The following is a 2,695-nucleotide window of genomic DNA, read 5'->3' as shown; positions in this document are numbered from 1 at the left end:
CCCCTGCACAGCCCGCGGCAGCCCCGCCAGCAACGGCAACATCACGATCGCCGCCGCCGCCAGCCGCAGGGTGGCGGCCTGCAGCGGTGAGGGACCGCCGACCAGCAGGCCCGCCCGCGCCAGCAGCGCTCCGCCACTGCCGCAGGCCAGGGCCCCGAGGGCCAGGGCCACCCCGGTCCCGTCGCTGCCCTCACCCTCGCCGTCCGCCGGCAGGCCCCCCTCGAGCCCGTCCTCCCCGGGGGCACGCTGCTGCACCACCAGCAGCACCGCCAGGGTGATCAGCGCGATCCCCAGCCACTGGGCCGGCCGGGGCACCTCCCCCAGCAGGGCCACCCCCGCCAGGCTCGTGACCGCCGGACCACCGGCGTCGATGGTGAGGGTGCGCCGGGTCCCCAGCCGCCGCAGGGCCGCGAAGAACAACGTGTCCCCCAGGGCGATCCCGAGCACGCCGCTGAGGGCCAGCAGCAGCAACGCGCGCGGCGCCAGCTGCCAGGGCAGCGCCAGGGCCAGCGGCAGCAGCAGGGCCACCGCCAGCAGGTTCTTGAGCAGATTCAGCCGGGCCGCCGAGAGGGAGGTGGGCAGCCGGCGCCACAGCAGGCTGGCGAAGGCCCAGCAGAACGCGGCCGCCAGGGCGGCGGCGACGGGAGCGGCGGACACAGGGCCGCGGGAGGGTGGGAGAGTTGCGATCATCGCCTGATCGCGCCCCTTCGCCTGAGCCCCCGTGAGCGGATCCATCGCCGACGCCATCAGCTTCTTCCGGCTCAGCTGCGGCCGCTGGCGCTCCCAGCGCAGCAGCCACCACCTGCTGCACCGCCGCGCCGAAGCGGGCGGCTCCTTCATCGAGGTGGTGGAACTGGAGGCGGCCGATCCGCGCCTGGAGGCGATCGCCGTGCTGCACGGCCAGGATCCCGCGGCCCTGGTGGGGGGCTGCCGGGTGCGCTGGAGCGGCTCGATGGCCTGGGACAAGGCCGGTGAGGCCCACGAGGGGGAAAGCGTCTTCGGCCTGATCCCCACCGATGAACGCGGCCGCAGCGGCCTGCTGCTGCGCGACCGGGGCTACGCCGAAACAGCTCCGGTGGCCGGCCACTTCGCCATGGACGACCGGGACGGCCTGCTGCTCACCACCAGCTACGAGACGATGAACAGCCTGGAGCGGTTCAGCTTCGCCGGGCCCGACGTGCGCCTGCGCACTAGCACCGTCGAAGGGCTCTCCAACACCGCCTCTTTCTGCGTTGAGACCCGGATCCCCGGCGCCACGGCAGGCGCCTCGACGGCCCCGGGCAGCCCCGAAACCGCCTGCCTGTCAGCCCTGGGCTGGTGAGAGCGGCGCCACTGGCGTTGTGTCGCCAACGTTACGGACTGTGAGCCCTGCCCTCCAGGGCCCTAGGGCGCCGGGGCCCTACTTCTACGATCCCCAACGACGGATGCCGGACCACGCGTGGCTCTTCCACTCCTCAAGTACCCCCCCACCTCCCAGAACTCGCGCGTGGCGCCGTTCCGGGTGGGTTCCGACGAGGACCCCAAGGCCGTGTCCATGGACAAGGCCATGGACCGGGAAGATCAGAATTTCGTGATCGAAGCGGCCTACCGCCAGATCTTCTTCCATGCCTTCAAGGTCGACCGCGACCGCACCCTTGAGTGCCAGCTGCGGGACGGCCAGATCAACGTGCGGGACTTCATCCGCTCCCTGTGCCTGTCGGACACCTTCAACCGCAGCTTCTACAACCTCAACAGCAACTACCGGGTGGCCCGCCACCTGGTCGAGAAGCTGCTGGGCCGCCCGGTCCACGGCAAGTCCGAGGAGATCGCCTGGTCCGCCGTGATCATGACCAAAGGGGTCAAGGGCGCGGTGGACGCCATTCTCGACTCCCAGGAGTACCTCGACGCCTTCGGCTACGACACCGTGCCCTACCACCGCAACCGGGTGGTGGGCTCCCGCGAGGTCGGTGAAACCCCCTTCAACCTCACCTCGCCCCGCTACGAGTCGTACTACCGCGGCATCCTGGGCTTCCCCCAGATCGTTTACACCGGCAAGTCCCGCAGCTTCCCCGAGCGCGCCCAGCAGCGCCGCGGTGGCTTCCCTCAGGACTACCTGCCCTGGGTCCGCACCCTGCCCGCCCTGCGTGGCGTCGGCAGCGCCGCCGCCGGCAACACCGGCATGGACTACCTCTCCAAGGTGCCCTACCGCAGCATCGGTCGCTGAGGCCGGGGCGTTACCGCCATGGCTTCGTTCCAACCGGCCCCTGCAGCGTCACCGCTGCAGGGGCTTTTTTGTGGTGAGCTGAACGATGGCGGCCGGGCGCACCGCAGGCCGTCAGTGGATCCTGACCACCAAGGGCTGGCTTCGCCCAAAGGCGGAAACGTCCTCCAGACTGATCCCAAACGAATTCTGATGTTGTGAGCCAGAAGACGCTGACCTCCCTGGCGATGATGACGCTGCGCCAGCTGCGGCAGATCGCCAGTGACCTCGGCGTTTCTCTGTACAGCCGCAAGTCCAAGGAGGAGCTGGTGGAGGCCATCAGCACCCGCCAGGTGGAGGAAGGCGAAGGGCGGACTCTCGAGCGCATTGAGGCCGAGATGCCCCCGGCCCCCCGGCCCGCCGCCGAGACCCGCGTCGTCTTCCTGCCCCGTGATCCCCAGTGGGCCTATGTCTTCTGGGACATCTCCGAGGACGACCGCTCAGACGCCCTCCATG

The 2,695-nt window shown here is 70.5% G+C and carries 4 protein-coding genes; 3 read left to right on the top strand and 1 reads right to left on the bottom strand.

The window, feature by feature from the left end; translation table 11 throughout:
• The coding region (locus VB739_RS16480; protein WP_323358099.1) for a DMT family transporter at positions 1 to 657 on the bottom strand (657 nt) is incomplete at its 3' end.
• Positions 658 to 721: 64 nt separating this feature from the next.
• Here VB739_RS16480 and VB739_RS16475 point away from each other — a divergent pair.
• The 3 genes from VB739_RS16475 to VB739_RS16465 form a co-directional block, all read left to right on the top strand.
• Positions 722 to 1,321 carry a phycobiliprotein lyase gene (locus VB739_RS16475; protein WP_323358097.1) on the top strand — a complete coding sequence of 200 codons (600 nt, stop codon included), beginning with the start codon at positions 722 to 724 and terminating at the stop codon, positions 1,319 to 1,321.
• 117 nt (positions 1,322 to 1,438) lie between these two features.
• The gene (locus tag VB739_RS16470) at positions 1,439 to 2,203 is read left to right on the top strand and encodes a phycobilisome rod-core linker polypeptide (protein WP_323358095.1); all 765 of its coding nucleotides are present in this window, start codon (positions 1,439 to 1,441) and stop codon (positions 2,201 to 2,203) included.
• A 227-nt stretch (positions 2,204 to 2,430) separates the two neighbouring features.
• Positions 2,431 to 2,695: Rho termination factor N-terminal domain-containing protein (locus VB739_RS16465; protein WP_323358100.1), on the top strand; the 265-nt coding region annotated here is incomplete at its 3' end.

It is taken from the genome of Cyanobium gracile UHCC 0281 (assembly GCF_034931305.1).
In the GTDB taxonomy this organism is placed as follows: Bacteria; Cyanobacteriota; Cyanobacteriia; order PCC-6307; family Cyanobiaceae; genus Cyanobium; species Cyanobium gracile_A.
This window is presented reverse-complemented; position numbering and strand designations above follow the sequence as displayed.